Raw genomic sequence first — 25,435 nt, forward strand, 5'->3', positions numbered from 1 at the left:
CCGGCGCGCAAGACCGCCTCTTCAGCCACGATCTGCCATCCGGTTCGTATCCGGAAGCATCATCCGGTTACGCTCATGACATGCATGCCTGGCCCGCTTCTGAGGTCCCCGCCCTGCCTGGCAAGGGCCGCGACCTTCGGATCCACGACACCGCGACCGGCGGACGGATCACCCTTGACCCCGGTCCCGTCGCCCGCATCTACGTCTGCGGCATCACGCCGTACGACGCGACCCACATGGGTCATGCGGCGACCTACAACGCGTTCGACCTCGTTCAGCGCGTGTGGCTCGACACCAAGCGGCAGGTCCACTACGTCCAGAACGTGACCGACGTGGACGATCCGCTGCTGGAGCGGGCCGTGCGCGACGGCGAGGACTGGACCGAGCTCGCGGAGCGCGAGACGGCTCTCTTCCGGGAGGACATGACCGCTCTGCGCATGCTCCCCCCGAAGCACTACATCGGTGCGGTGGAGGCGATACCGGGCATCGTCCCGCTCGTCGAACGCCTCCGCGACGCGGGCGCCGCCTACGAACTCGAAGGCGACGTGTACTTCTCCGTCGAGTGCGACCCGCACTTCGGCGAGGTCTCCGGCCTCGACGCCGACGCGATGCGTCTGCTCTCCGCCGAGCGCGGCGGTGACCCGGAACGCCCCGGCAAGAAGAACCCGCTCGACCCGATGCTCTGGATGGCGGCCCGTGAGGGTGAGCCGAGCTGGGACGGCGGCAGCCTGGGACGGGGCAGGCCCGGCTGGCACATCGAGTGTGTCGCCATCGCGCTGGACCACCTCGGCGTGAGTTTCGACGTGCAGGGCGGGGGCTCCGACCTCGCCTTCCCGCACCACGAGATGGGCGCCTCGCACGCTCAGGCGCTCACCGGCGAGTACCCGTTCGCCCGTGCCTACGTGCACGCGGGCATGGTCGCCCTCGACGGCGAGAAGATGTCCAAGTCCAAGGGCAACCTCGTCTTCGTGTCCGCGCTCCGCAGGGCCGACGTGGACCCCGCCGCGATCAGGCTGGCCCTGCTCGCGCACCACTACCGGGCCGACTGGGAGTGGACCGACCAGGTGCTCGCCGACGCCGTCGAGCGTCTCGCGCGGTGGCGCGCCGCTGTCTCCCGGCCCGACGGAGTGTCCGCGGACGCCCTGGTCGAAGAGGTGCGGGAGGCACTGGCGGACGACCTGGACGCCCCGGCCGCCCTGGCCGCGGTGGACCGCTGGGCCGCACGGCAGAGCGCAGCCGGCGGGACGGACGAAGGCGCGCCCGGTCTCGTCTCGCGCACGGTCGACGCCCTGCTGGGTGTCGCCCTGTAAACCCGCGTCCACGCACGGAACGGCCCCGGACCTCGCGAGCGATCGCAGGGAAGTCCGGGGCCGTCGTCCGCTCGGGGTCTCCCGGGCCGCGGGGGCTCGGGCCCTCCGGCGCGGTGGCCGGCCGCAGGTGCTGTCGTCCGCCCGTACGGAGCGGACACGGACGCCGGTGACGGGTCAGCCGTCCGAGGAGTCCTCGTCCGGCCCGGCGGCCGGCGGATCGTCCGCTGCGCCGTCGTCGTCCTTCGGCCGTCCCTTGTCGGGGCGCTGCGGCTTGGGCGGTCTGTGACGGCCGCCTGAGGTGTCCCGGAGATAGGGCACGTCCCCGCTCTCCGTGGCGTGACCGCCGGCCTGGCCGGGACCTCCGTCCCTGCGCCGCAGATACCGCTCGAACTCACGGGCGATGGCCTCGCCGGACGCCTCGGGGAGCTCGGCGGTGTCCCGCGCCTCCTCCAGCGTCTGCACGTACTCCGCGACCTCGCTGTCCTCGGCGGCCAGCTGGTCCACCCCGAGCTGCCAGGCGCGGGCGTCCTCGGGCAGCTCGCCCAGCGGGATCCGCAGACCGAGGAGGTCCTCCAGGCGGTTGAGGAGCGCCAGCGTCGCCTTCGGGTTCGGGGGCTGCGACACGTAGTGGGGCACGGCAGCCCACAGGCTCACCGCCGGCACCCCCGCATGCGTACAGGCCTCCTGGAGGATGCCGACGATGCCGGTCGGGCCCTCGTATCTCGTCTCCTCCAGGTCCATGGTCCTGGCCAGGTCGGGGTCGGATGTGACCCCGCTGACGGGCACCGGCCTGGTGTGCGGGGTGTCGCCGAGCAGCGCCCCCAGGATGACGACCATCTCGACGCCCAGCTCGTGGGCGAACCCCAGGATCTCGTTGCAGAACGAACGCCAGCGCATGGAGGGTTCGATGCCCCGGATCAGGACCAGGTCACGGGGTTTGTCGCCGCCGACCCGGACCACGGACAGCCGTGTGGTGGGCCAGGTGATCTTGCGCGTCCCGCCGTCCATCCACACCGTGGGCCGGTTGACCTGGAAGTCGTAGTAGTCCTCGGCGTCGAGCGCCGCGAAGACCTCGCCCTTCCATTCCCGGTCCAGATGCCCGACCGCTGTGGAGGCGGCGTCACCGGCGTCGTTCCAGCCTTCGAACGCGGCCACCATGACCGGGTCGATCAGCTCGGGTACCCCCTCGAGCTCGATCACCCAGGCCTCCTTCCGAAGTTCCCTTGTGTACGGACCAACCTTACGGCTTCCGCCCTGGTGTGCCGCAGCCCGTTTGCCCCGAGAGCTGAACCGTGCCATCTCTGGATTCATCCGAGCTGTATCGACCCGAAGTGATCAAATTTCGCCTGGACCCTGGACTCCAGCCCGTGAACCGGGCTATACATCGGATGACCATGCAGAGATCCGATGTTAATACTTTGGGGGCATCCACATGAGTCCGACCGTCACGGACTTCGAGGTCGACGACATCCGGTTTCCCACCTCGGAACAGCTGGACGGCTCGGACGCGATGAACCCCGACCCCGACTACTCCGCCGCCTACGTGGTGCTGCGTACGGACGGCACAGGCGAGGAGGGGCACGGTTTCTGCTTCACCATCGGCCGTGGCAACGATGTCATGGCCGCCGCCGTAGAGACGCTCCGGTCCTATGTCGTGGGGCGGCCCGCGCCGCGTACCGCCGCCGATCTCGCGGCGCTCTACCGCGCGCTCACACACGACTCCCAGCTGCGCTGGCTCGGCCCCGAGAAGGGCGTGATGCACATGGCGGCCGGAGCGGTCGTCAACGCGGCCTGGGACCTCGCCGCGAAGCTCGCGGGCAAGCCCGTGTGGCAGTTCCTCGCCGGCATGACGCCCGAGGAACTCGTCTCCCTCGTCGACTTCCGCTACCTCACGGACGCGCTCACCCCGCAGGAGGCGCTCGCCCTCCTGCGCGCGGCCGAGCCGGGCCGGGCCGAGCGCGCCGAGCGGCTGCTGGCCGAGGGCTACCCCGCGTACACGACCTCGCCCGGCTGGCTAGGGTACGACGACGACAAGCTCGTACGCCTCGCCAAGGAGGCCGTCGCCGACGGCTTCACCCAGATCAAGCTGAAGGTCGGCGCCGATCGCGGCGACGACGTCCGCCGGCTCGCGCTCGCCCGGCAGGCCGTCGGCCCCGGCATCCGGATCGCCGTCGACGCCAACCAGCGCTGGGACGTGGCGGAGGCGGTGTCCTGGATGACGGCGCTCGCCCCCTACGACCCGTACTGGATCGAGGAGCCGACGAGCCCCGACGACGTCCTCGGCCACGCCGCCGTGCGCGCGGGGCAGCCGGTCAAGGTCGCCACCGGTGAACACGTCGCCAACCGCGTCGTGTTCAAGCAGCTGCTCCAGGCCCGCGCGGTCGACTTCGTCCAGATCGACGCCGCCCGGGTGGCGGGGGTCAACGAGAACCTCGCCGTCCTGCTGCTCGCCGCCAAGTTCGGGGTCCCGGTCTGCCCGCACGCGGGAGGCGTCGGGCTGTGCGAACTGGTGCAGCACCTCTCGATGTTCGACTACGTCGCCGTGTCCGGCACCCGGGAGGACCGGGTCATCGAGTACGTCGACCACCTCCACGAACACTTCGCCGACCCGGTCGTCATCGAGGACGGCCGCTACGTCACCCCGCGCGCACCGGGCTTCTCCGCGCGGATGCTTCCCCAGTCGATCGCCGCGCACCGCTACCCGCAGGGCCCCGTCTGGCAGGCCCGGCGTACCCACGAGGAGACGGACCGATGACCCCTGCACGTGATTTCGACGGACTGTCCGCCCTGGTGACGGGAGGAGCGTCCGGTATCGGAGCCGCCGTGGCGGCCCTGCTGCTCGCCCGCGGAGCGCGCGTGGCCGTGCTCGACCGCGATCCTGAGGGCGCGCCCGGGGGAACGCTCGCCCTGGAGGCGGACGTGACGGACGACACGGCCGTACGCGAGGCGGTCGACCGGGCCGCCGCGGAACTCGGCGGGCTGCACACCCTGGTCTCCAACGCGGGGATCGGCTCGATCGGCACCGTGGAGGACAACGCCGACGACGAGTGGACCCGCGTCCTGGACGTCAACGTCCTCGGCATGGTGCGCACCGCCCGTCACGCCCTGCCCCATCTGCGCCGGGCGGCCACCGGCCGGCCCGGAGCCGTGTCGATCACCCAGACCTGCTCGATCGCCGCCACCGCCGGTCTGCCCCAGCGCGCGCTGTACAGCGCGAGCAAGGGGGCCGTGCTCTCCCTGACCCTCGCCATGGCCGCCGACCACGTGCGCGAGGGGATCAGGGTCAACTGCGTGAACCCCGGCACCGCTGACACCCCCTGGATCGGCCGGCTGCTCGGGCAGGCGGAGGACCCCGTCGCCGAGCGTGCCGCCCTCGACGCCCGTCAGCCCCTGGGACGTCTCGTGTCCGCCGAGGAGGTGGCCGCCGCCGTCGTCTACCTGGCGAGCCCGTCGGCGGCGTCCGTCACCGGGACCGCGCTGGCCGTGGACGGGGGGATGCAGGGGCTGCGTCTGCGTCCCCCCGCGCCGTCACAGGGTTGAGCGGAGCCACTGCTCCACGCTGGCCACGTGCACCGTCGCCCAGGACCGGGCCGCCTCGGCGTCACGGTCCCGCAGCGCGGCGACGATCGCCCGGTGTTCGTGCAGGGTCCGGCTGACGGCGTCCTCCTGGGTGAGCCCCCGCCACACCCTGGCCCGGGTGGTCGGCCCCGACAGGCCGTCCAGCAGGGAGCACAGCACCGAGTTGCCGGACGACTGGACGATGCCGCGGTGGAACTCCAGGTCGCAGGCGACCAGCTCCTCCACCGAGGGGGCGTCGCCCAGGGCGTCCAGCTGGGCGCTCAGCGCGTCCAGCCGGCTCTCCTCGATGCGCAGCGCCGCCATCGCCGTCGCCGCGGGTTCCAGGATGCGGCGGACCGCGAGGAACTCCAGCACGGTGTCGTCGCGGTGGAAGTCCACCACGAAACTGAGCGCCTCCAGGAGGAGTTGGGGGTCGAGGCTGGTGACGTACGTGCCGTCGCCCTGGCGGACGTCCAGGATGCGGATCAGCGACAGGGCGCGCACCGCCTCGCGCAGCGAGTTCCGGGACAGGCCCAGCTCGGCCGCGAGCTCGCTCTCCTTGGGAAGCCGGTCCCCGGGGCCCAGAGCGCCCGAGACGATCATTCCCTTGATCTTCTCGATCGCTTCGTCGGTGACGGCCATGGAGGGCCTCCTCGTACACAAGACATCCGATGTATCTGCCTCATTATGCGGCCCCTGACCGGTGGTGCGCCCCACCCCGTCCGCTTCCGGGCTCCGGGGACGCCCACGCACCGCGGACGCCGGAGCGTGGGCCGGCCCGCCCCTCGCGGCGGCACACTCGACTGCCGGTACGGGAGATGGCTAGTCTGAGCGGCATGAACGACGGACGGAATCTCACGCAGCGGCGTCATGTCGACCTCGCACGTGTGGCCAGCGCGTTCTGTTGTCGCGAAGTCTGAGGGGTTCCTCCTTCGCGCACCGCTCCGTGCCGTCGTGACCAGGGCGGGCTCTCCCACACCGGGGACCATTCCCCACGGGTGAGCGCGTCCGCGTCCGGGTGAACTGGTGCTTCAGCGCCGGGTGATCCGGCGACCTGTGCCCCTGCGCCCGGTGGCCCCCACCGGGCATGGCGCGCCCCCCCTGCGGTCGCCGGTCTGCGCCGCCGTGCGGCTCCGCCTCCCTCCGCCTCTGCTCGGCCCGTCCCGTACCCCGGCGCGCCGCCCGGCGTACGCAACAGGCCCGGCGTTCCGCTCACCCCGCACGCCTTCCCTCCGCGACTCCCCCTCCGCCCCGCCCCTGCCCGCAGTGCCACCCGAGATCGGAGACCACCGGTGACTCTCACCTTCCACTGGTTCCTGCCCACCAACGGCGACAGCCGCCACGTCGTCGGAGGCGGCCACGGTGCCCCCGTCACCGCCACCGGCGGCGACCGTCCGCCGTCCGTCCGCTACCTCGCCCAGATCGCCCGCGCCGCCGAGGACCTCGGCTTCGAAGGAGTCCTGACCCCCACCGGAGCCTGGTGCGAGGACGCCTGGCTGACCACGGCCATGGTCAGCCAGCACACCGAACGGCTGAAGTTCCTGGTCGCCTTCAGGCCCGGCTTCGTCTCGCCCACGCTCGCCGCGCAGATGGCCTCCACCTTCCAGCGCCAGTCCGGCGGACGGCTGCTGCTCAACGTGGTGACGGGCGGGGAGAGCCACGAGCAGCGGGCCTACGGGGACTTCCTCGACAAGGACGCGCGCTACGCCCGTACCGGCGAGTTCCTGGAGATCGTCCGTGACCTGTGGGACGGCAGGACGGTGGACCTGAAGGGCGAACACCTCACCGTCGAGGACGCCCGGCTCACCCGGCTCCCCGACCCGGTGCCCCAGGTGTACTTCGGCGGGTCCTCACCCGCCGCGGGGGTGGTCGCCGCGCGGCACGCGGACGTCTACCTCACCTGGGGCGAACCACCGGCCCAGGTCGCCGGGAAGATCGCCTGGATCCGCGGGCTCGCCGAGCGGGAGGGGCGCACCCCGCGCTTCGGCATCCGGCTCCACGTCATCGCCCGCGACACCTCCGAGCAGGCGTGGGCCGAGGCCGACCGCCTCCTGGCGGGCTTCGACCCGGCCACGGTGCGCGCCGTCCAGGAAGGCCTGGCCCGCAGCGAGTCCGACGGGCAGAAGCGGATGCTCGCCCTGCACGGCGGCGGCCGTGACGGGCTGGAGATCCATCCCAACCTGTGGGCGGGCATCGGGCTCGTCCGTGGCGGCGCGGGCACCGCGCTGGTCGGCAGTCACGACGAGGTCGCCGAACGCGTCGAGGAGTACCACCGCCTGGGGATCGACGAGTTCGTCCTGTCCGGCTACCCGCACCTGGAGGAGGCGTACTGGTTCGGCGAAGGCGTGCTGCCCCGCCTCGCGGCGTGCGGGCTCTGGGCACACCCGGACGCCCCGGCCGGCTCCGGCCCCGTGGAGGCCGCCTCGGCGAAAGCTCCCTGACGCCCGGTTCCGGTCCGCGCGGGGCCCGGCACCGGCTCCGCGCGGACCTGTGTCACTCCCACAGCGGCGAGGGCACCTCGCGCCGCAGGACCGGCGCGATCTCCTCGGCGAACCGCTGGAGGGTCTCCAGCTGTTCGCCGAGCGGCAGCCCGAAACCGTCCACGGTGATCGACTGCAGATCGTGCCGGTACACCGCGTGGAAGCCGAGGATCTTGTCGATGATCTGCTGAGGTGAGCCGATCAGCTGGGGCCCGTCGGCGATCGCCTCCTCGATCGTGCGGAAGGGCGTGTTGTAGCCCGCCTTCCCTTCCAGCCGCGGCCGGAAGGACTGGGCGACCTTGGCCTCGTACAGCTCCTTGTATCGCGTGACGGCCTGGCGCGGGGTGTCCGCGATCAGCAGTCCGCCGGATCCCGCCGCCACCCTCGCCCCGGCCGGATCGTGTCCGTACGCCTCGAACCGTTCCCGGTAGTACGCGATCAGCCGGGCGTAGGCGGCACGGGGCTGGATCGCGTTCGCGGTGAAGAGCGGATCGCCGTGCTTCGCCGCCAGCTCCGGGGAGTTGAGGCTGGTCGCCGAGCCGTGCCAGACGCGCGGCGCACCCGCGTACGGTCGCGGCAGGGTCGTCACGTCCTTCAGCGCCGGACGGAACTCACCCTCCCAGTCCACCCCCTCCTCGCTCCAGAGCCGCCGCAGCAGTTCGTACTTCTCCTTCTGCAGATCCCACTGCCGCTCCTCGTCCAGCCCGAACAGGTCGAAGTGGCCCGCCTCGGCGCCCTTGCCCACGACCAGCTCGATCCGGCCCCGGGAGATCTGGTCGAGGGTCGCGAAGTCCTCCGCCACCCGCACCGGATCGAGGATCGCGACGACGGTGACGCCGGTCAGCAGCCTGATCCTGGAGGTCCGCGCCGCCAGCGCGCCGAGGACCACGCCGGGACTCGACGACAGGAACGGCCCGGCGTGCCGCTCACCGACGGCGTACGCGTCGAAGCCGAGGCGCTCCGCCTCCACGCCGGTCCCGATCACCTCGTCGAACCGCTGCGCGGCCGAGGGGAGTTCGCCCGTGAGCGGATGCGGGGAGTGCCCGAGGAGGGAGAGCACGGAGAACTTCAAGGGGGGTTCCTTCCGTCGTGGCGAGCGCAGGTGGGCGGCGGCGTCAGACAGCGGCGAGGCCGAGGTGGCCGCGCAGGGTCCGGGCGGTGTAGCCGGTGCGGAAGAGCCCGCGCCGCTGCAGGACGGGCACCAGCCCGGTGACGATCACGTCCAGGTCGTCGGGGAGCACCGCGGGCCGCAGCCGGAAGCCGTCGGCGCCCCCTTCGCGGAACCACTCCTCGAGAAGGTCCGCCAGATCCTCGGGGGCGCCGGTGAACACGGTCGCGTCCGAGGTGAAGGGGGCGCCGGCGGCCTCGTCCAGCGCGGCCAGGCGTGCCTCGGCCGCCTTCGCGCTCCCGGCCAGTACGACGGCGACATCGGCGAACACCCGCAGGGCCCCGTCCGGCCGCCCCGCCTCCCGGCGCAGCGCCTCCACCTCCTCACGTACGGAGATCAGATGGGCGGTGTCCGCCGGAGTCACGAAGACGACGTCGCCGTGCGTGGCCGCCAGACGGTAGGGGACGGTGGCGTGCGCGAGCAGGGCCATCGGCGGCCTGCCCTGAGCGGTGGGCACGTCCTTCTCCCAGGCGGCCGTGGCCTCCGTGAGGAACTCCGACGCCCGTGCGAACAGTTCGGCCACCCGCGCGTCCCCCTCGGGGGTCCCCAGCAGCGCCGACAGCCGGGCGTGGTCCGGTCCGCTCGTCGTCGCCCTCGGCCGCACCCCCGCCCGCCCCCCGCTCAGGTGGTCGAGTGTCGCGACCCGCGTCGCCCAGGCGGTGGGGTCACCCGTGGTCGGCCCCAGCGGGACGAGGCCGATCCGTTCGGTGACCTGCGCGGCCAGGGCGAGCAGCAGGCCGGAGTCCAGGCGGCCGGGGCCGTCCTCCACCGTGATGAAGTCGAGCAGACCGGCCTCGGCCGTGCGCACCAGTGACGCGTACTCACCGGGCGTGAACGGCCGTGCGGAGGCCGCGGGATGGGACCCGGCACCGTTGAGCGCCGCCGACAGATGACATTCCTCTTGTACGGTCATCACTCCACTGTCCCCGCGCCGTATTGCACCGGTGTGGCGGCGGTGTGGCACGGCTCCGGAGCACGACGGAGGGGCGGCTCCTGTCAGGAGCCGCCCCTCACCTCCTTCGGGCGGTCAGCGCCTGTCGGCCAGCATGGCCTCGACGTCCGCGCGGATCTCGTCCGTCGCCAGCCCGCGGATCGTCAGCGTCGTCCGGCGGCGCAGCACGTCGTCAGCGGTCTCGGCCCACTCGCGGTCGCGGGCGTACGCCACCTGCGCCCAGATCTCAGGGGCGTCGGGGTGGACGCGCTCGGCCAGCGCCGGGTTCTCCTCCGCCATCCGCGCGATGTCGAAGGAGAGCGAACCGTAGTGCGTGGCGAGGTGCCGGGCCGTGTCGGCGGCCATCCGCGGCCCGGGAGTTCCGCCGCCGGCCAGCAGCCGGTGCGCGACCGCGTTCGGGCTGGCGATGCCCGGCAGCGGCATCTTCCTCGGCAGCCGGGCCATCGGCTCCATGTCCTCGGCGAGGGGGTGCCCGGGCAGCTCGGCCAGCTTGTTCATCACCGTGCGCCCGATGTGGCGGAACGTCGTCCACTTGCCGCCCGCGACCGACAGCATCCCGCCCCGGCCCTCGGTCACGACGGTCTCCCGCTTGGCCTTGGACGTGTCACCCGGACCGCCCGGCAGGACGCGCAGCCCCGCGAAGGAGTACGTGATCAGATCGCGGGACAGCTGCTGGTCGCGCACCGAGAAGGCGGCCTCGTCCAGGATCTGCGCCGTGTCCTTCTCGGTGACCGCCACGTCGGCCGGATCGCCCTCGTACTCCTCGTCGGTCGTACCGAGCAGCAGCATGTCCTCCCACGGCAGGGCGAACGTGATCCGGTACTTGTCGATCGGCGTCGCCAGCGCGGCCCGCCACGGGCGGGTGCGCTTGAGGACGAGGTGGGCGCCCTTGGACAGACGTATGGAGGGCGCCGCGTTCGGGTCCTCCAGCTTGCGCAGGTGATCGACCCACGGACCGGTGGCGTTCAGCACGAGCCGGGCGTCGACGCCGAACTCCGTGCCGTCCTGGCGGTCCTCCAGCTCGGCCCCGGTGACCCGGCCCCTGGTGAACCGCAGTCCGGTGACCGCGGCGTGGTTGAGCACGACGGCGCCCGCGTCCACGGCCGCCCGGACCGTCATCAGCGCCATCCGGGCGTCGTTCATCTGGTCGTCGCCGTAGACCGCGACGGCCTTCAGGTTGTCCGTACGCAGTTCCGGCACGTCGCGCCGCGCCCGGGCAGGGCTGATCACGTGGCCGACACCGTCACCGAACGCGGACAGGGCGGAGTAGGCGAAGACGCCCGCGCCGAGTTTGGCGGCGCCGTGCGGCCCGCCCTTGTAGACGGGCAGGTAGAAGGTGAGCGGATTGGCCAGGTGCGGGGCGACCTGGCGGGAGACCGCGCGCCGCTCGAAGTGGTTCTCCGCGACCAGCTTCACCGCGCCGGTCTGGAGGTAGCGCAGACCGCCGTGGAGCAGCTTGGAGGAGGCGGAGGAGGTGGCGCCGGCGAAGTCGCCGGCGTCCACCAGGGCCACCCGCAGCCCGGACTGCGCCGCATGCCAGGCGGTGGAGATGCCCAGGATGCCGCCGCCGATCACCAGGAGGTCGTACGTTGCCTCGGAAAGCCGCTCCCGGGTCTCGGCGCGGCTCGGGAGGGAGCCGGAGGCCGGATGCGTCCCGAGGGCGGGGACGCTCTGCAGGGTGGTCATGTCGATTGCTCCTCAGCTCTCTTCGTCCTCGATCCAGCCCATGGTCCGTTCGACGGCCTTGAGCCAGCTCTTGTACTCGCGGTCACGCGTGGCCGCGTCCATGCGGGGGGTCCACTCGGCGGCCCGGCGCCAGTTGGCGCGCAGCGCGTCGGTGTCCGGCCAGAAGCCGACGGCGAGACCGGCGGCGTAGGCGGCGCCGAGGCAGGTGGTCTCGGCGACCATGGGGCGCACCACGGGCGCGTCCAGGAAGTCGGAGAGGGTCTGCATCAGCAGGTTGTTGGAGGTCATGCCGCCGTCGACCTTGAGCGCGGTCAGCTCGACGCCGGAGTCCTTGGTCATGGCGTCGCTGATCTCGCGCGTCTGCCAGGCGGTCGCCTCCAGCACGGCACGGGCGATGTGCGCCTTGGTGACGTAGCGGGTGAGCCCGGCGATCACACCGCGGGCGTCGGGACGCCAGTACGGGGCGAACAGGCCGGAGAACGCGGGCACGAAGTACGCGCCGCCGTTGTCCTCGACGGAGGAGGCGAGTGTCTCGATCTCGGCCGCGGACTTGATCAGGCCCATCTGGTCGCGCATCCACTGGACCAGCGAACCGGTGACGGCGATGGACCCCTCCAGGGCGTACACCGCCTTCTGGTCGCCGATCCGGTAACCGACGGTCGTCAGCAGCCCGTTGTACGAGTTCACGGGGGTGTGGCCGGTGTTGATCAGCATGAACGTGCCGGTGCCGTACGTGGACTTGGCCTCGCCCTGGGCGAAACACGTCTGGCCGAACAGTGCGGCCTGCTGGTCACCGAGGGCGGAGGCGACCGGGACACCGTCCAGTACCCCGCCCTTGGCGGCGCCGTAGACCTCGGCGGAGGACCGGATCTCCGGCAGCACGGCGGACGGGATGCCGATGGAGTGGAGGATCTTCTCGTCCCACTGCATCGTGTGCAGGTTCATCAGCAGGGTGCGCGAGGCGTTGGTGACGTCGGTGACGTGCACGCCCCCCTCGGTGCCTCCGGTCAGATTCCAGATGACCCAGGAGTCCATGGTGCCGAAGAGGATCTCGCCCCGCTCGGCCCTCTCGCGCAGCCCCTCGACGTTGTCGAGCAGCCAGCGGACCTTGGGCCCCGCGAAGTACGACGCCAGCGGCAGCCCGGTCTCACGGCGGAAGCGGTCCTGGCCGACGTTGCGGCCGAGCTCCTTGCAGAGCGCGTCGGTGCGGGTGTCCTGCCAGACGAGCGCGTTGTGCACGGGCTCACCGGTGTTCTTGTCCCAGAGCAGGGTGGTCTCACGCTGGTTGGTGATCCCGATCGCCTTGACGTCTGCGGCGGTGATGCCCGCCTTGACGATCGCCCCGGCGACGACCTCCTGGACGTTCTCCCAGATCTCCTTGGCGTCGTGCTCGACCCATCCGGGCTTGGGGAAGATCTGCTCGTGCTCCTTCTGGTCGACCGAGACGATCCGGCCGTCCTTGTCGAAGACGATGCAGCGGCTGGACGTGGTGCCCTGGTCGATGGCCGCGATGAACGGGCCGGTGGTGTGTGCGTCGGTCACGGTGTGCTCCCGGTAAGTCTGTGTGGTGTGCGGGCTGTGGCTCAGGCGAAGGCGAGGTTGTAGAGACCGCCCGCGAGTGCGGCCCCGATGAGCGGTCCTACCACCGGTACCCAGGCGTAGCCCCAGTCCGAACCGCCCTTGTTCGGAAGCGGCAGCAACGCGTGCACGATCCGCGGACCCAGGTCGCGCACCGGGTTGATGGCGTAACCGGTCGGGCCGCCGAGCGACAGGCCGATGCCGACGACCACCAGCGAGGTGATCAGCGCACCGAGAGTGCCGAGGCCGTTGCCCTCGTTGTTGAGGCCCTGCGTGAGGATCGCCAGGATCAGCACGGCGGTGGCGATGATCTCCGTGACCATGTTCTGCACGGCGTTGCGGATCTCCGGGCCCGTGCTGAAGATGCCGAGCACGGGGCCGGCCTTCGGAGCCGCGGTCTGGTCGACCATGCCTTCCTCGCCCGGCTGGTTCCGCACGATCTCCGGATCGGTGAGGTGCGCGTGGAACTGCCCGTAGTACACGGCCCAGACCAGTACGGCGCCGATCATCGCGCCGAGCAGCTGGGAGGCGAGGTACAGGGGTACGTCGCTCCACGGCGTGCCCCCCTGGATCGCCAGGCCGAGCGTGACCGCCGGGTTGAGGTGGGCGCCGGACACTCCGGAGGCGATGTAGGCGCCGGTCAGCACGGCGAATCCCCACCCGAAGGTGATGGCCAGCCAGCCGGCGTTCTGCGCCTTGGAGCGCTTGAGCGTGACGGCGGCACAGACACCGCCGCCGAGCAGGATGAGTATGGCGGTACCGATGGTCTCGCCGATGAAGATGTCGGAGCTGGACACCCGCGACTCCTTTGTCCTTCGTCCAGGGGAAGGCGAAACACCGGGTCCCTCCGGTGGATCGCGGCCCGAGGTGGGTACCCCTCAGCAGAGGGGGACACCGCCCGTAGGGCTTGACCGGCCCTCGGCACTGTCACACCTTAACGCGTATTGCCGTTAGGTGTTCGGCAATGCCGACCGGTGAGCGGCAATGTTTCTCCCCGAGGGAGGGTGCGTCAAGAGGTGTGTGACGTGCGACTCGATCGTTACCGGCGCCGGGGGCGTCCATGGGAGCCGTCCGGCGGTACGCCGCGGCGCGGCTGTGCCCCCCGGCCGGGCGTGTCGCGACGCGGGGCAGAGGCGTCCGGTACGGCGTCGCGAAGGCGTGCGGCACCTGGTGCGGCGGGGCGTGAGGTGCCGGGGGATGCGGCACCTGGTGCGGCGGGGCGTGAGGTGCCGGGGACGCGGTACCCGGCGCGGTCAGACGTGAGGTGCCGCGGGTGCCGGCGTCGTGGCGCCGGTCAGAAGCGTCCGGCGCCCAGGTCCCGCGAGACGGCCCGCGCGCAGTCCCGCACCGCCGCGATCAGCTCGGGGCGCAGCTCGCCCCCCGTGCAGACCCGTTCCACCGCGCCCGTCACCGCCACGGCGCCGACGGGCATCCTGCGCCGGTCGTGGACGGGGGCGGCCACCGCCGCGACGCCCTCCCAGGTCTCCTCGATGTCGGCCGCCCAGCCCCGTGCCCTGATCAGGTCGAGGAGTGACTCGAACTCCGTCTCGTCCGTGACGGTGCGCGGGGTGAAGGACCGCCGTTCCACCTCGGTGACCTCGCTGTGCGCGACCGGATCGTAGGCGGACAGGACCTTGCCCAGAGCGGTGGAGTGCAGCGGCTGCATGGCCCCGACCTCCAGCACCTGGCGGCTGTCGTCCGGCCGGAAGACGTGGTGGACGATCAGGACGCCGTGCTGGTGCAGCACCCCCAGGTGCACGCTCTCGCCGCTGGAGCGGGCCAGGTCGTCGGTCCACACCAGCGCCCGTGCGCGCAGCTCGTGCACGTCCAGGTAGCTGTTGCCCAGCCGCAGCAGCTCGGCGCCCAGCTGATACCGGCCCGACGCCGTGTCCTGCTCCACGAAGCCCTCGTGCTGGAGCGTGCGCAGGATGCCGTGCGCGGTGCCTTTGGCCAGGCCGAGCGAGGACGCGATGTCGGAGAGGCCGAGCCGGCGCTCGCCGCCTGCCAGCAGACGCAGCATCGCGGCTGCCCGCTCGAGCGACTGGATGTTCTTCGCCATCGCGCCGTACTCCTCCACCTCGGTTCGACAATGCTGAACACTATCGGTCGATGCCGACTGCTGTCCGGTGGCGCGAAGATTATGCGTCACAGCCGTGAGTGGGCCCGTTCCCCGCACAGCATGCAGTCCGCCCCGTGGGACACGACGACCGCCCCGGTCTCCTCCCGGCTACGCTGGCCGCGTGCCCCCTCTGCAGAAGGGCGCAAAGCCGACAGCCGTCGCATCCCAGGGAGAACATCCATGGCCTCGTCGCCGACCCCCACAGCCGACAGCCGGAACCGAGCCGCAGCGCTCCGTGAGGCGCTCGCCACCCGGGTGGTGGTGGCCGACGGCGCCATGGGCACCATGCTCCAGGCGCAGGACCCCACCCTCGAGGACTTCCAGAACCTCGAAGGGTGCAACGAGGTCCTGAACGTCACGCGGCCCGACATCGTCCGCTCGGTGCACGAGGAGTACTTCGCGGTCGGCGTGGACTGCGTCGAGACCAACACGTTCGGAGCAAACGCCTCCGCCCTGGGGGAGTACGACATCCCCGGCCGGATCCACGAGCTCTCCGAGGCCGGCGCGCGCATCGCCCGCGAGGTCGCCGACCGGTTCACCGCGGAGACCGGGCAGCAGCGCTGGGTGCTCGGCTCCATCGGGCCCGGCACCAAGCTGCCGACGCTGGGACACGCCCCGTACACCGTCCTGCGCGACGGCTTCCAGCAGAACGCCGAGGGCCTGATCGCGGGCGGCGCGGACGCCCTCATCATCGAGACCACCCAGGACCTCCTGCAGACCAAGGCCGCCGTGCTGGGTGCGCGTCGTGCCCTGGAGGCGATGGGCAGCGACCTCCTGGTGCTGTGCTCCCTCGCCTTCGAGACGACCGGCACCATGCTGCTCGGCTCCGAGATCGGCGCCGCGCTGACCGCGCTCGAACCGCTCGGTGTCGACATGATCGGCCTGAACTGCTCAACCGGCCCCGCCGAGATGAGCGAGCACCTCCGCTACCTCACGCGCCACTCCCGTATCCCGCTGCTCTGCATGCCGAACGCAGGGCTGCCGGTGCTCACCAAGGACGGCGCGCACTTCCCCCTCGACGCGCAGGGCCTGGCCGACGCCCAGGAGACCTTCGTCCAGGAGTACGGCCTCTCCCTCGTCGGTGGCTGCTGCGGCACGACGCCGGAACACCTGCGACAGCTCGTCGAGCGGGTCCGGGGTTCCGAGCTCACCCCCCGCGACCCCCGCCCCGAGCCGGGTGCCGCCTCGCTCTACCAGAGCGTGCCGTTCCGGCAGGACACCTCGTACCTCGCGATCGGGGAGCGTACGAACGCCAACGGGTCCAAGAAGTTCCGCGATGCCATGCTCGAAGCGCGCTGGGACGACTGCGTGGAGATGGCCCGCGACCAGATCCGCGAGGGCGCGCACATGCTCGACCTCTGTGTCGACTACGTGGGCCGCGACGGCGTCGCCGACATGGAGGAACTGGCCGGCCGCTTCGCCACCGCCTCCACCCTGCCGATCGTGCTGGACTCCACCGAGGTGCCCGTCCTGCGCGCCGGTCTGGAGAAGCTGGGCGGCCGGGCCGTCCTGAACTCCGTCAACTACGAGGACGGCGACGGCCCCGAGTCCCGCTTCGCGAAGGTGGCCGGACTGGCCGCCGAGCACGGCGCCGCGCTGATCGCGCTGACCATCGACGAGGAGGGCCAGGCACGGACCGTCGAGCACAAGGTCGCCATCGCCGAACGTCTCATCGAGGACCTCACGACCAACTGGGGCATCCACGAGACGGACATCCTCATCGACTGCCTGACCTTCACGATCTGTACCGGTCAGGAGGAGTCCCGCAAGGACGGGATCGCCACGATCGGTGCCATCCGCGAGCTGAAGCGCCGCCACCCCGACGTGCAGACCACCCTCGGCCTGTCCAACATCTCCTTCGGCCTGAACCCGGCCGCCCGCGTCGTCCTGAACTCCGTGTTCCTGGACGAGTGCGTGAAGGCGGGTCTGGACTCCGCGATCGTGCACGCCTCCAAGATCCTGCCGATCGCCCGGCTGGAGGAGGAGCAGGTCAAGGTCGCCCTCGACCTGATCCACGACCGCCGGGAGGAGGGCTACGACCCCCTCCAGCGGCTCATGGAGCTCTTCGAGGGCGTCAACATGAAGTCGATGAAGGCGGGCAAGGCCGAGGAACTCCAGGCCCTGCCGCTGGAGGAGCGGCTCCAGCGCCGCATCATCGACGGCGAGAAGAACGGCCTGGAGGCCGACCTCGACGAGGCGCTGAGCACCACGCCCGCCCTCGACATCGTGAACAACACCCTCCTGGAGGGCATGAAGGTCGTCGGCGAGCTCTTCGGCTCCGGACAGATGCAGCTGCCCTTCGTGCTGCAGTCGGCCGAGGTCATGAAGAGCGCGGTGGCCTACCTCGAGCCGCACATGGAGAAGACGGACGCCGAGGGCAAGGGCACCATCGTGCTCGCCACCGTCCGGGGCGACGTCCACGACATCGGCAAGAACCTCGTCGACATCATCCTGTCCAACAACGGCTTCAACGTGGTCAACCTGGGCATCAAGCAGCCCGTCTCCGCCATCCTGGAGGCGGCCGAGGAGCACCGCGCCGACGTGATCGGGATGTCGGGCCTCCTGGTGAAGTCCACCGTGATCATGAAGGAGAACCTGGAGGAGCTGAACCAGCGCAAGCTGGCGGCCGACTACCCGGTGATCCTCGGCGGCGCCGCCCTCACCCGGGCCTACGTCGAGCAGGACCTGCACGAGATCTACGAGGGCGAGGTCCGCTACGCCCGCGACGCCTTCGAGGGCCTGCGCCTGATGGACGCCCTCGTCGCCGTCAAGCGGGGCGTGCCGGGCGCCAGTCTCCCCGAGCTGAAGCAGCGCCGCGTCCCCAAGCGGGACACCGCGCAGATCGAGGTCGTGGAGCCGGAGGAGGGGGTGCGCTCCGACGTCTCGGTCACCAATCCCGTCCCCGAACCGCCGTTCTGGGGCACCCGGGTCGTCAAGGGCATCCAGCTCAAGGAGTACGCCTCCTGGCTGGACGAGGGCGCCCTCTTCAAGGGCCAGTGGGGTCTCAAGCAGGCCCGCGCCGGCGACGGCCCCACGTACGAGGAGCTCGTGGAGCGGGAGGGCCGTCCGCACCTGCGCGGCTGGCTCGACAAGCTCCACACCGAGAACCTGCTGGAAGCCGCCGTCGTCTACGGCTACTTCCCCTGCGTCTCCAAGGGCGACGACCTGATCCTGCTGCACGAGGACGGCTCGGAGCGGACCCGCTTCACCTTCCCGCGCCAGCGCAGGGGCCGGCGCCTGTGCCTCGCGGACTTCTTCCGCCCCGAGGAGTCGGGGGAGACGGACGTGATCGGTCTCCAGGTCGTCACGGTCGGGTCGAGGATCGGCGGGGCGACGGCCGAGCTCTTCGAGTCGAACTCCTACCGCGACTACCTGGAGCTGCACGGGCTGTCCGTACAGCTGGCCGAGGCCCTGGCCGAGTACTGGCACGCGCGGGTCCGCAGCGAGCTCGGCTTCGCGGGGGAGGACCCCGCCGACGTCGAGGACATGTTCGCGCTGAAGTACCGGGGGGCGCGCTTCTCCCTCGGCTACGGGGCCTGCCCCGACCTGGAGGACCGGGCGAAGATCGCCACGCTCCTGGAGCCCGAGCGGATCGGCGTGCACCTGTCCGAGGAGTTCCAGCTGCACCCGGAGCAGTCCACGGACGCCATCGTCATCCACCACCCCGAGGCGAAGTACTTCAACGCACGGTAGGACTCCGTTCGACGCGCGGTGAGCACCGCTCCGCGCGCTGTTCGCGGACGCGTCGTAGAATGGTCGGTCCAGTGCAGGCCGGTCGCCGTTCCCACCGGGAAGGCGGCCGGCCTTCTCGTCCCTCATGGAGGTGTGCCGGATGACCAGTACGGTCCCCGCGTCCCTGACCCGTACCGCCGAAGGGTCGGCGCTGCAAGCGGTCCTTCTCGACATGGACGGCACCCTGGTCGACACCGAAGGATTCTGGTGGGACGTGGAGGTCGAGGTCTTCGCCGACCTCGGGCACCGGCTGGACGAGGCCTGGCGGGACGTGGTCGTCGGCGGGCCGATGACGCGCAGCGCCGGATACCTCATCGAGGTCACCGGCGCCTCCGTCACGCTCGAGAAGCTCACGGTGCTGCTGAACGACCGCTTCGAGGAGCGCATCGGGCACGGCGTGCCGCTCATGCCCGGCGCGGCCCGGCTGCTCGCCGAGCTCGCGGCGCACGAGGTGCCCACCGCGCTCGTCTCCGCCTCGCACCGGCGCATCATCGACCGGGTCCTGGACTCGATCGGCCGCCACCACTTCGCCCTCACGGTCGCGGGCGACGAGGTCACTCGCACCAAACCGCACCCCGACCCCTATCTCGCGGCGGCGGCGGGCTTCGGGGCGGACCCCTGGCGCTGCGCCGTCGTCGAGGACACGGCGACGGGTGTCGCCGCCGCGGAGGCGGCGGGCTGCCGCGTCGTCGCCGTGCCGTCCGTGGCGCCGATCGCCCCGGCGCCGGGAAGAGCCGTCGTGCCCTCCCTGGAGCAGGTGGACCTCGCCTTCCTGCGGGGCCTGATCACCTCCGGCTGAGAGAGCGGTTTCCTCGCGAGGGGAAGGGGGCGCGGGGCTGCCGGCCCCTGTACCACCCCGGCGCACAAAGCAGGTCCATGTCAATGAGTGCGCCGACGCGTCGGCGTGATGTTCGTCACTCCACGTGACGTCGCACGCTCCTCAAGATCGACCCGCCTGCCCGTTTTGGGCGTCCATACGTCCGGGTTGGTGGAGTCGTGCACGAAACATTCCCGGACGCGACATGGACAACCCGTGAGCGGTGATCACCGAGTGGATACGCCGGTGACGGGCACCGGTCAAGCCCCCCTGCGGCGCCTACTAATCTCAGTTTTCTCACATGCCGGAATGAGGGAGAACGTCCAGATGAACCGCAAGACGCTGGTGTTGCCGGCCGTAGTCGGCCTGCTCGCGCCTGTGCTCGCCGCCTGTGGTGGGTCGGACGACGGGGGCGATGCCATCGTGGTCGGGACGACGGACCAGTTCATCGCCTCGGCGGACAACCCCGCCCCGCTCGACCCGGCGATCGGCTACGAGGCGGGTGTCTGGAACGTGCTGCGCCAGACGGTGCAGACCCTGACCCACATACCGCGGGGCGGCGGGGAGCCGGTCCCCGAGGCGGCCGAGAGCTGCGCCTTCACGGACACGGAGAACGAGAGCTACCGCTGCACGCTGCGCGACGGCCTCACGTTCGCGGACGGCACCCCCGTCACGCCGGAGGACGTGAAGTACTCCATCCAGCGCGTCATCGACATCAAGGACGAGAGTGGCCCGGTCGGTCTGCTCGCCAACATCGACACGATCGAGACCAAGGGTGAGAACCAGGTGGTCTTCCACCTGAGCACCCCCGACGCGACCTTCCCGTACAAGCTCGCCACGCCGCCCGCCGGCATCGTCCAGAAGGACAAGTACCCGGCGAAGTCGGCCCGTGAGGGCTTCCAGGTCGACGGTTCCGGCCCTTACACGATGAAGCCCGAGGTCGAGGGCGACCAGGTCGTCAAGGTGGTCTTCACCCGGAACCCCAAGTACAAGGGCGACCTCAAGGTCAGCAACGAGAAGGTCGAGCTGGACCTCTTCCCCGACGCCGCGGCGATGGGCAAGGCGCTCGACGAGAAGAAGATCGACATGATGACACGCACCATGTCGCCCGAGCAGGCCCAGCAGATGCTGGTGAAGCCGAAGGAGGGCCAGAAGCTCACCGAGATGCCCGGCCTCGCCATCAGCTACCTCGCGTTCAACACCGAGGACCCGGCGGTGAAGGACAAGGCCGTACGCCAGGCCATGGCCCAGGTCATCGACCGCGGATCCATCGCGAGCAAGGTCTACGGCAGCACCGCCGAACCGCTGTACTCGCTCATTCCGTCCGGCATCACGAGCCACACCAACTCGTTCTACAACAAGTACGGCGAGCCCAGCGTGGAGACGGCCGCCGGGATCCTGGACAAGGCCGGCATCAGCACCCCGGTGAAGTTCACCCTGCACTACACGACGGACCACTACGGCCCCGCCACCAAGACCGAGTTCGAGGCGCTGGCCAAGCAGCTCAACGCCACGGAGCTCTTCGAGGTCGACGTCGAGGGCACCCCGTGGGCCAAGTACCGTCCCGCCCAGAAGAAGGGCGAGTACGCGGTCTACGGCATGGGCTGGTTCCCCGACTTCCCCGACGCGGACAACTACACCGCGCCCTTCCTCGACGAGAACAACTTCCTCAACTCGCCGTACAAGTCGGCCACCGCCCAGGACACGCTGATCCCGCAGTCCCGCCGCGAGGCCGACCGCAGCGCCGCGACCCCGGCCTTCGAGAAGCTTCAGGACATCGTTGCCAACGACGTTCCGATCCTCCCGGTCTGGCAGGGCAAGCAGTACGTCGCCTCGCTCGACGGGCTGACCGGTGTCGAATGGGCCGTCAACTCCTCGGCGGACCTCCAGCTCTGGGAGCTGGGCCGCGGCGAGTCCTGACGCGGACGCCCCACGAGACCGGCGCGGGGCGGGGGGGGGGGCCCGCCCCCCCCCCCCCCCGGGGGGGGGGGGGGGCGGCCCCCCGCCCCCGCCCCGCGCCGGTTCGTCGTCAGGGAGCCGTCTCACTGGGCTCCGGGGCGCACCAGGCCGCTCTCGTAGGCGTACACGGCGGCCTGCACGCGGTCGCGCAGGCTCAGCTTCGTCAGCACATGGCCCACGTGCGTCTTGACCGTCGTCTCGCTCACGAACAGATCAGCCGCGATCTCCGCGTTGGACAGGCCGCGCGCCACCAGCTTCAGCACCTCCACCTCGCGCTCGGTGAGCGTCTGCAGAGCGTCCGGGACGGGCTCCTCGCCCGAGGGCAGATGGTCGGCGTACTTGTCGAGGAGCCGGCGCGTGATGCTCGGCGCCAGCATCGCCTCTCCGGCGGCCACCACCCGGATGGCCTGCACCAGCTCGTTGGCGGGTGCGTCCTTCAGCAGGAAGCCGCTGGCTCCGGCGCGCAGCGCCTCGACCACGTACTCGTCGAGGTCGAACGTCGTCAGCACCAGGACCTTCGCCGGGCCGTCACGGCCGGGACCGGTGATCTGGCGCGTCGCCTCGACCCCGTCCATCCGCGGCATCCGGATGTCCATGAGCACGACATCGGGCTGCAGCGCCCGTACCTGGTCGATGGCCTGCAGGCCGTCACCGGCCTCGCCGACCACCGCGAGGTCCCCCTCCGCCTCCAGAATCATCCGGAAGCCCGTGCGCAGCAGCGGCTGGTCATCCACCAGCAGGACGCGGATAGCCACGTGATCTCCTTAAGGGCCTTCGAGGGCCGCCGGTCGGCCGGCCTCGGACGGCACCGGCTCCATTCTGCCCTGCACACCCTCCACCGATTCGGCAGGGCGGACCGACAGGGGATAGACCGGGGGAGTCCCACCGAACTCGGGGCAGACCGCCTGGTGATCGCACCAGCCGCACAGCTTCGTCGGCCTGGGGCGCCACTCGCCCGTCTCGGTCGCCTGGCGGATCGCGTCCCACAGCGCCAGCAGCTTGCGCTCGACCCGTTCGAGGTCGGCGGGCACGGGGTCGTACGTCAGGACGTCGCCGCTGCCGAGATAGACCAGCTGGAGCCGGCGCGGCACCACGTTCTTCAGGCGCCAGATCACCAGTGCGTAGAACTTCATCTGGAACAGTGCGCCCTCGGCGTACTCCGGCCGCGGGGCCTTGCCCGTCTTGTAGTCCACGATGCGGACCTCACCCGTGGGGGCGACGTCGATCCGGTCGATCACCCCGCGCAGCCGCAGCCCGGAATCGAGCTCCGTCTCGACGAACAGCTCCCGCTCCGCCGGCTCCAGGCGGGTCGGGTCCTCCAGCGAGAACCACCGCTCCACGAGCCGCTCCGCCTCGCCCAGCCACCCCGCGAGCCGCTCGCCCTCCGGGTCCCCCGCGAACAGCTCCGTGAGCTCGGGCTTCGACTCCAGCAGCCGGTTCCACTGCCCGGGGATGAGGGCCTTGGCCTTCGGCGCCGTACGGTCCACCGCCGGGGCGTCGAAGAGCCGCTCGAGCACCGCATGCACGAGCGTGCCCCGGGTAGCAGCCTCACTGGGCTTCTCGGGCAGTTTGTCGATGACCCGGAAGCGGTAGAGCAGAGGGCACTGCATGAAATCGCTCGCGCGCGACGGCGACAGGGACGAGGGTGGCTGAGGCGGGCGCGGTACGGACGTCATGTCGCAGACCCTACGGCCCGCCACCGACATCCAGCGGCATACCATCGACCACAGAGCTTGCGCACAGCCTGATCGTGGCACAGGCCACCGACCGAAGGGACCCCGTGGACGAGAGCGGCGACAGCGGGCGCCCGCAGCCCGGCGCAGGGGGAACGGACCCCGGCACCGGACCGGACAAGGGCAGACCGCGACGCCCGGAAGATCCCGGCGGCGGCCTCCTCATGGGCCGCCCCTTCGGCGTGCCCGTCTACGTGGCGCCCAGCTGGTTCGTCGTCGCGGCCCTGATCACCTGGGTCTTCGGAGGCCAGCTCGACCGGGTCCTGCCCGAGCTCGGCGGGGCACGCTATCTGGTGGCGCTCTTCTTCGCGATCGCGTTCTACGCCTCCGTCCTGGTCCACGAGCTCGCCCACACCGTGGCCGCGCTGCGCTACAAGCTCCCCGTGCGCCGCATCCAGCTCCAGTTCTTCGGCGGTGTCTCGGAGATCGAGAAGGAGTCCGAGACCCCGGGCCGTGAGTTCGTCCTGGCCTTCGTCGGCCCCCTGCTCTCGCTGGTCCTCGGCGGGGTCTTCTACATCCCGCTCCAGTTCGTCGAGGCGGGGACCGTGCCCGGTGTGCTCCTCGCCGGCCTGATGATCTCCAACCTCATCGTCGCCGCGTTCAACCTGCTGCCCGGTCTGCCCCTGGACGGCGGCCGGATGCTCCGCGCCGTCGTCTGGAAGATCACGGGCAAGCCGATGAGCGGCACCGTCGCCGCCGCCTGGGTCGGCAGGGGCCTGGCCGTCACGGTGCTCATCGGCCTGCCCCTCCTCACGCACACCGGCGCCCTCGGCAACGCCGCCGGCGAGGTCAGCGGCGTGGAGACCGTCACCGACGCCCTGCTCGCCGCGATCCTCGCCGGAATCATCTGGACCGGAGCCGGCAACAGCCTCCGCATGGCACGGCTGCGTGAGCACCTCCCCGACCTGCGGGCCCGCACGCTCACCCGGCGCGCCGTGCCCGTCGAGTCCGCCACCCCGCTCTCCGAGGCCCTGCGCCGCGCCAACGAGGCGGGGGCCCGCGCCCTGGTCGTCGTGGACGGACAGGGCAGCCCCAAGGGTGTCGTCCGGGAGGCGGCCATCGCCGGTGTCCCCGAACACCGCAGGCCCTGGGTGGCCGTCAGCGGCCTCGCCCAGGACCTCACCGAGGGCATGAAGGTCCCCGCCGAGCTCGCGGGCGAAGCCCTCCTGGACCGGCTGAAGGCCACCCCGGCCACCGAGTACCTGGTCGTCGAGGACACCGGTGAGATCTACGGAGTCCTGTCCACGGCCGATGTCGAGCACGCGTTCGTCAAGGCCATGGCCCGTCCCTCGGCCTGACACCCCGGGAACCGGCCCCCGAATTACCGGTAGGCTGGTCACATGTCCGAACCGACCGGTGCCGCCCGCCGTCGCGGCCCATTCAAAGTCGGGGACCAGGTCCAGCTCACCGACCCCAAGGGACGCCACTACACCTTCACGCTCGAGGCCGGAAAGAACTTCCACACCCACAAGGGTTCTTTCCCGCACGACGAGCTGATCGGTGCTCCCGAGGGCAGTGTTGTCCGTACCACGGGAAACGTCGCCTACCTCGCGCTGCGCCCCCTGCTCCCCGACTACGTCCTGTCCATGCCCCGCGGTGCCGCCGTGGTCTACCCCAAGGACGCGGGGCAGATCCTGGCCTTCGCCGACATCTTCCCCGGCGCACGCGTCGTGGAGGCGGGCGTCGGCTCCGGAGCGCTCAGCACCTTCCTGCTGCGCGCCATCGGTGAGCAGGGAATGCTGCACTCCTACGAGCGCCGCGAGGACTTCGCCGAGATCGCCCAGCAGAACGTCGAGCGCTACTTCGGCTCGCCGCACCCCGCCTGGGAGCTGACCGTCGGCGACCTCCAGGACAACCTCTCGGACACCGACGTCGACCGCGTCGTCCTGGACATGCTCGCCCCCTGGGAGTGCCTGGAGGCCGTCTCCAAGGCCCTGGTGCCCGGCGGCATCCTCTGCGCCTACGTCGCGACCACGACCCAGCTCTCACGGACCGTCGAGTCCATCCGCGAGATCGGCTGCTTCGCGGAACCGCAGCCCTGGGAGTCGATGATCCGTAACTGGCACGTCGAGGGACTGGCCGTGCGGCCCGACCACCGGATGATCGGCCACACCGGCTTCCTCGTCACCGCCCGACGTCTCGCGGACGGCGTCGAGCCGCCGCTGCGCCGCCGCCGCCCCTCCAAGGGCGCCTACGGCGAGGACTACGACGGTCCCGGCAGCCGCAGCGGATCAGCCGCCCGCGACTGACCGCACAACGCGCAGGCGCCGCCGCCGAGTTCCCCGGACCGACCCGGGGGCCCGCCGGCGGCGCCTTTTCCGTGGCATCCGGGCGGCCCCGCCG

20 protein-coding genes are annotated in these 25,435 nt (G+C 71.1%); 10 read left to right on the forward strand and 10 right to left on the reverse strand.

The window, feature by feature from the left end:
• Positions 1-80 precede the first annotated feature (80 nt).
• The gene (gene mshC, locus ACFY8O_RS22065) at positions 81-1,310 is read left to right on the forward strand and encodes a cysteine--1-D-myo-inosityl 2-amino-2-deoxy-alpha-D-glucopyranoside ligase (RefSeq protein WP_387904872.1); all 1,230 of its coding nucleotides are present in this window, start codon (positions 81-83) and stop codon (positions 1,308-1,310) included.
• A 174-nt stretch (positions 1,311-1,484) separates the two neighbouring features.
• Here mshC and ACFY8O_RS22070 read toward each other — a convergent pair whose 3' ends face one another.
• A complete protein-coding gene (locus ACFY8O_RS22070) occupies positions 1,485-2,510 on the reverse strand; it encodes a PAC2 family protein (protein ID WP_387904873.1) in 1,026 nt (341 codons plus the stop codon).
• A 232-nt stretch (positions 2,511-2,742) separates the two neighbouring features.
• Here ACFY8O_RS22070 and ACFY8O_RS22075 point away from each other — a divergent pair, with 232 nt between their 5' ends.
• Both ACFY8O_RS22075 and ACFY8O_RS22080 read left to right on the forward strand, forming a co-directional pair.
• Complete coding sequence (locus tag ACFY8O_RS22075) at positions 2,743-4,065, forward strand: L-fuconate dehydratase (RefSeq protein WP_387904876.1); 1,323 nt, start codon at positions 2,743-2,745, stop codon at positions 4,063-4,065.
• Entirely contained in the window at positions 4,062-4,850 is a 789-nt protein-coding gene (locus tag ACFY8O_RS22080) for an SDR family NAD(P)-dependent oxidoreductase (protein WP_387904879.1), read from the forward strand. Before ACFY8O_RS22075 ends, ACFY8O_RS22080 begins: the two co-directional genes overlap by 4 nt.
• On the opposite strand, the gene ACFY8O_RS22085 is transcribed toward ACFY8O_RS22080, so the two are convergent.
• Positions 4,839-5,510, reverse strand: a complete 672-nt coding sequence (locus tag ACFY8O_RS22085; RefSeq protein WP_145806574.1) for a FadR/GntR family transcriptional regulator — start codon at positions 5,508-5,510, stop codon at positions 4,839-4,841. The genes ACFY8O_RS22080 and ACFY8O_RS22085 overlap by 12 nt on opposite strands.
• Before the next feature lie 194 nt (positions 5,511-5,704).
• Between ACFY8O_RS22085 and ACFY8O_RS22090 the strand changes: the two genes are divergently transcribed.
• Positions 5,705-5,788, forward strand: a complete 84-nt coding sequence (locus tag ACFY8O_RS22090) for a putative leader peptide (RefSeq protein ID WP_387905370.1) — start codon at positions 5,705-5,707, stop codon at positions 5,786-5,788.
• Positions 5,789-6,160: 372 nt separating this feature from the next.
• Entirely contained in the window at positions 6,161-7,309 is a 1,149-nt protein-coding gene (locus tag ACFY8O_RS22095) for an LLM class flavin-dependent oxidoreductase (protein WP_387904883.1), read from the forward strand.
• A gap of 52 nt (positions 7,310-7,361) precedes the next feature.
• Here ACFY8O_RS22095 and ACFY8O_RS22100 read toward each other — a convergent pair whose 3' ends face one another.
• The 6 genes from ACFY8O_RS22100 to ACFY8O_RS22125 all read right to left on the reverse strand — a co-directional run bounded on the left by ACFY8O_RS22100 (position 7,362) and on the right by ACFY8O_RS22125 (position 14,791).
• Positions 7,362-8,420: an LLM class flavin-dependent oxidoreductase gene (locus tag ACFY8O_RS22100; RefSeq protein ID WP_387904885.1), complete on the reverse strand. Its 1,059-nt coding sequence runs from the start codon at positions 8,418-8,420 to the stop codon at positions 7,362-7,364.
• Between the two features lie 43 nt (positions 8,421-8,463).
• Positions 8,464-9,429 (reverse strand): LLM class flavin-dependent oxidoreductase, encoded by a 966-nt coding sequence (locus tag ACFY8O_RS22105; RefSeq protein WP_387904888.1) that lies wholly within the window; start codon positions 9,427-9,429, stop codon positions 8,464-8,466.
• A 114-nt stretch (positions 9,430-9,543) separates the two neighbouring features.
• Positions 9,544-11,154, reverse strand: coding sequence for a glycerol-3-phosphate dehydrogenase/oxidase (locus ACFY8O_RS22110; RefSeq protein WP_387904890.1), 1,611 nt, complete (start codon positions 11,152-11,154; stop codon positions 9,544-9,546).
• 12 nt (positions 11,155-11,166) lie between these two features.
• Entirely contained in the window at positions 11,167-12,696 is a 1,530-nt protein-coding gene (glpK, locus tag ACFY8O_RS22115; protein ID WP_145806564.1) for a glycerol kinase GlpK, read from the reverse strand.
• 41 nt (positions 12,697-12,737) lie between these two features.
• Complete coding sequence (locus tag ACFY8O_RS22120; RefSeq protein WP_145806562.1) at positions 12,738-13,529, reverse strand: MIP/aquaporin family protein; 792 nt, start codon at positions 13,527-13,529, stop codon at positions 12,738-12,740.
• 497 nt (positions 13,530-14,026) lie between these two features.
• On the reverse strand, positions 14,027-14,791 hold the full coding sequence (locus ACFY8O_RS22125; protein WP_387904895.1) for an IclR family transcriptional regulator: 765 nt from the start codon (positions 14,789-14,791) through the stop codon (positions 14,027-14,029).
• Between the two features lie 240 nt (positions 14,792-15,031).
• Here ACFY8O_RS22125 and metH point away from each other — a divergent pair, with 240 nt between their 5' ends.
• The 3 genes from metH to ACFY8O_RS22140 all read left to right on the forward strand — a co-directional run bounded on the left by metH (position 15,032) and on the right by ACFY8O_RS22140 (position 21,320).
• Complete coding sequence (gene metH / locus ACFY8O_RS22130; protein ID WP_387904898.1) at positions 15,032-18,544, forward strand: methionine synthase; 3,513 nt, start codon at positions 15,032-15,034, stop codon at positions 18,542-18,544.
• A 139-nt stretch (positions 18,545-18,683) separates the two neighbouring features.
• Positions 18,684-19,382: an HAD family hydrolase gene (locus tag ACFY8O_RS22135; RefSeq protein WP_145806556.1), complete on the forward strand. Its 699-nt coding sequence runs from the start codon at positions 18,684-18,686 to the stop codon at positions 19,380-19,382.
• A 345-nt stretch (positions 19,383-19,727) separates the two neighbouring features.
• Complete coding sequence (locus ACFY8O_RS22140; protein WP_387905373.1) at positions 19,728-21,320, forward strand: ABC transporter substrate-binding protein; 1,593 nt, start codon at positions 19,728-19,730, stop codon at positions 21,318-21,320.
• A gap of 122 nt (positions 21,321-21,442) precedes the next feature.
• On the opposite strand, the gene ACFY8O_RS22145 is transcribed toward ACFY8O_RS22140, so the two are convergent.
• Entirely contained in the window at positions 21,443-22,114 is a 672-nt protein-coding gene (locus ACFY8O_RS22145) for a response regulator (protein ID WP_387904901.1), read from the reverse strand.
• A gap of 9 nt (positions 22,115-22,123) precedes the next feature.
• On the reverse strand, positions 22,124-22,969 hold the full coding sequence (locus ACFY8O_RS22150) for a RecB family exonuclease (protein WP_387905375.1): 846 nt from the start codon (positions 22,967-22,969) through the stop codon (positions 22,124-22,126).
• 170 nt (positions 22,970-23,139) lie between these two features.
• Between ACFY8O_RS22150 and ACFY8O_RS22155 the strand changes: the two genes are divergently transcribed.
• Both ACFY8O_RS22155 and ACFY8O_RS22160 read left to right on the forward strand, forming a co-directional pair.
• Positions 23,140-24,390 (forward strand): site-2 protease family protein, encoded by a 1,251-nt coding sequence (locus tag ACFY8O_RS22155; protein ID WP_145806873.1) that lies wholly within the window; start codon positions 23,140-23,142, stop codon positions 24,388-24,390.
• Between the two features lie 42 nt (positions 24,391-24,432).
• Positions 24,433-25,341 (forward strand): tRNA (adenine-N1)-methyltransferase, encoded by a 909-nt coding sequence (locus ACFY8O_RS22160; RefSeq protein WP_145806550.1) that lies wholly within the window; start codon positions 24,433-24,435, stop codon positions 25,339-25,341.
• The last annotated feature ends 94 nt before the right edge of the window (positions 25,342-25,435 follow it).

The organism is Streptomyces argenteolus (assembly GCF_042902585.1).
Taxonomy (GTDB): domain Bacteria; phylum Actinomycetota; class Actinomycetes; order Streptomycetales; family Streptomycetaceae; genus Streptomyces; species Streptomyces argenteolus.